Here is a 3,055-nt window from a genome sequence, read left to right as displayed (position 1 = left end):
TGTAGGGACGCACCGGGGGTGGGTTGTCGAGCAGCGGCTGGCTGATCTCCCACAACCGCTCGATGCCTTCCGCGCGGGTGAAGAGGGTGGCATCGCCGCGGGCAGCATCGTAGATGAGCCGCTCGTAGGCCTCGAGGGCGGCGCCTGCCCAGTCCGTCTCCTGCATCGAGAACTGCATCGACAGCTTGTCGAGCGTCATCCCGGGCCCGGGCCGCTTGCCGTAGAAGGAGAGGGACATGCGCGCCCGGTCCGCGAGGTCGAAGGTCAGGTGGTCCGGCCCGTCGTCGCCGACGCCCGAGCTCGGCGGGAACATCGAGCGCGGCGGCTCCTTGAACGCGATGGAGATGACCCGAGCGCTCTCGGCCATCCGCTTGCCGGTCCGCAGGTAGAACGGCACACCCGCCCAGCGCCAGTTGTCGACATAGCACTTGAGCGCGACGAAGGTCTCCGTCTCGGACTCTGGTGACACTCCCTCTTCGTCGCGGTAGCCGATGTACTGCCCGCGCACGACATCGCTTGGCTCGATCGGCAGCATCGAACGGAAGACCTTGCTCTTCTCATCCGTGATCGCGTCCGGCTCCAAGGACGTCGGCGGCTCCATCGCGGTGAACCCGAGCACCTGGAACAGGTGCGTGACGACCATGTCCTTGTAGGCGCCGGTCGCCTCGTAGAAGTCGGCGCGCTGCTCGAGGCCGATCGTCTCCGGGACGTCGATCTGGACGTGGTCGATGTGGTTGCGGTGCCAGATCGGCTCGAAGAGCCCGTTGGCGAAGCGGAAGGCGAGGATGTTCTGGGCCGCCTCCTTGCCGAGGAAGTGGTCGATGCGGAAGATCTGCTTCTCGTCGAAGACCTTGTGGAGCTCGGCGTTGAGCTTCTTGGCGCTCGCGAGGTCCGTGCCGAAGGGCTTCTCCATGATGATCCGGCTGCGGTCGACGAGCCCGGCCTCCTGAATCTGGTGCACGACGGGGAGTGCTGCGCTGGGCGGCACGGACAGGTAGTGCAGCCGGCGAGCCTGGGGCCCGAGGATCTTCTCGGACTCGAGGACCGCGTCGCGGAGAGCCTGGGTCCCGGCCGAGCCCGGCGCCCAGTGCACCCGGTCCGCGAACTCGCGCAGGTCCTCGTCGCTCACCTCACGCCTCGAGTACTTCCGCACGGCGTCGGTCGCCAGTTTCAGGAACTCATCTCGCGTCAGGTCCTCGAGGCTCGTCGCGACGAGCCGCAGTCCTTCGAGGAGCTGTGACTCGTGCAGGTGCAGCATCCCGGGCAGCAGCTTGCGCTTGGCCAGGTCACCGGTGGCGCCGAACAGGACAACAGTCGTCGCGGGCATGGACCCAGCCTGCCAGCCGTTCACGCTGCTGCGGGCGTTTCCCCTTGGTTGGCAGGCTGGGAAGTCACGCGGACTGGAGCACCGTGATGGTGCCGGCGAAGCACCCGCGGGCGCCGTCGTAGAGCTGGCCCTCCTCATGGACCTGGCTTCCGGCGTAGTCGCCTTCCGCGACGGTGCCATTCATGACCACGGCCCCCGTCTCCAGGTTGAGCGTGCCCTTGAGGGGGGCCAGGTACAGATCGCCGACCTCCCAGTCGAAGGTGACGTGCAGGATGTGAGAAGCCGACCAAGCGCTGGTGAGTTGGGTGCGGAGGGGGACTGTCGCGCCAAGCCCGGTGGCCGTGCCCTCCCATGTGGAAGCACTCACGGCGCACTTGTCGAAGGTCCACGTCAGCGGCGCGGAGCTGGCGTGGGCGGCGCCGGCACCGGCGAGAGCCAGCAGTGGGGCAATGGCGGTTGCAGCGATGGCGCGACGTCCCCGTCGACGCTGGATCGTGGTGGTCATGACGTCCTCCTCCGGATCGGGCGCCCCCGGTGGGTGCCTGTGACTCGACGCTAGGAGGATCGGTTCCCAGAGGAATCAGGGGAATCCCTTGCGCTGCCCCGCTTACCCAGCCTGCAAGCGCCTCGCCAGCTCGGTTCGCGAGCGGACCCCGAGCTTGCGGTACACGCGAGTGAGCACCGTCTCGACCGTCTTCGGGCTGAGGTAGAGCCGGGCCCCGATCTCACGGTTGGTCACACCCGCAGCGGCGAGCTCGGCGACGGTGCGCTCCGCGACAGTGAGGTCCTGCCCCGCCCGCGCGCCAGCGGCTCGCTGCAGCTCCTCGTCAACCCGTCCCACCCACGCGGCCGCCCCGGCTCGGCTGAAGATGTCACGGGCCTCGACCAGCGACGCCCTCGCGGTCGCCTTCTGTCGGCCGCGGCGACGGGTGGCCCCCAGCGCCAGCAGCGTCCGCGCCCGCTCGAGGGGCATGTCGAGCCCGGTCATCAGGGCCAGTGACTCGAGCAGGCTGTCCTCGGCGAGCTTGAGGTCGCCGCGGTGCGAGTGGAGCAGTCCCTCGCACCGCGCAGCGACTGCCCGCGAGCCGGCCAGCCCCATCCGGTCGGCCTCGCCCCACAGCCGGGCGGTGACCTCCGCGGCCTCGTCCTCTCGTCCGGTCGCGAGGAAGGCCTCCACGGCATCGCCCTGCCAGCGGTACGTGCCGGGGTGGCCCCACTTCATCCGCGCCGTGAGGTCGCGCAGGCGAGCCTCATGCGGGACGGCCTGCTCGAAACGTCCCGCGGAGACCTCGGTGAAGCCAAGGACGAGGAGGCACTGCGCCGCAAAGATGGCATCGGCCGCCTTGTCGGCCATGGCGAGTCCGGTGGTGGCAAGCCGTCTGGCCTCCTCCAGCTCGCCCCGCCACGCCTCGACATGCGCGCGGATGTAGAGGCGCATCTGGTCGCGCACCCCATCGAGGCCCACGCGGTAGGACCGTTCGGCGCGGGCGCGTGCCAGCTCGATCTCGCCAGCTCGCATGGCGACCTCCGCACGGTGCATGCTCAGAGCCCCCTCGGATGCAAGATCGCCCTGCTCGCGGGCAGTAAGGAGGAGCCCATTGAGGAGCCGGGCCGCCTCGACCTGGTCGTCGCGCCATGACGCCGCGAAGGCCAAGGCACGATCGGGATGCTCATAGAGGCTGGTCCCGTTGAATCCGCGATGCGCCTCGGCCCATGCTTCCAAGGGGT

At 69.2% G+C, this 3,055-nt stretch carries 3 protein-coding genes; all 3 read right to left on the bottom strand.

The features are described from left to right. Positions 1 to 1,327: glucose-6-phosphate dehydrogenase (zwf, locus tag VJN29_RS09455; RefSeq protein WP_324143374.1), on the bottom strand; the 1,327-nt coding region annotated here is incomplete at its 3' end. A 64-nt stretch (positions 1,328 to 1,391) separates the two neighbouring features. Continuing rightward, positions 1,392 to 1,832, bottom strand: a complete 441-nt coding sequence (locus VJN29_RS09450; protein WP_324143373.1) for a hypothetical protein — start codon at positions 1,830 to 1,832, stop codon at positions 1,392 to 1,394. 102 nt (positions 1,833 to 1,934) lie between these two features. Beyond that, positions 1,935 to 3,055, bottom strand: a 1,121-nt coding sequence (locus VJN29_RS09445; RefSeq protein WP_324143372.1) for a helix-turn-helix transcriptional regulator, incomplete at its 5' end; no start/stop codon positions are given.

This window comes from Intrasporangium sp. (assembly GCF_035280925.1).
Classification (GTDB): domain Bacteria; phylum Actinomycetota; class Actinomycetes; order Actinomycetales; family Dermatophilaceae; genus Intrasporangium.
Note: the sequence above shows the minus strand (reverse complement) of the source record. Positions and strands in the feature narration are given on the sequence as shown.

What these genes read in the sequence shown, in the direction of transcription:
- VJN29_RS09450 (WP_324143373.1), bottom strand. Translation starts at nt 1,832, where the DNA reads ATGACCACCACGATCCAGCGTCGACGGGGACGTCGCGCCATCGCTGCA.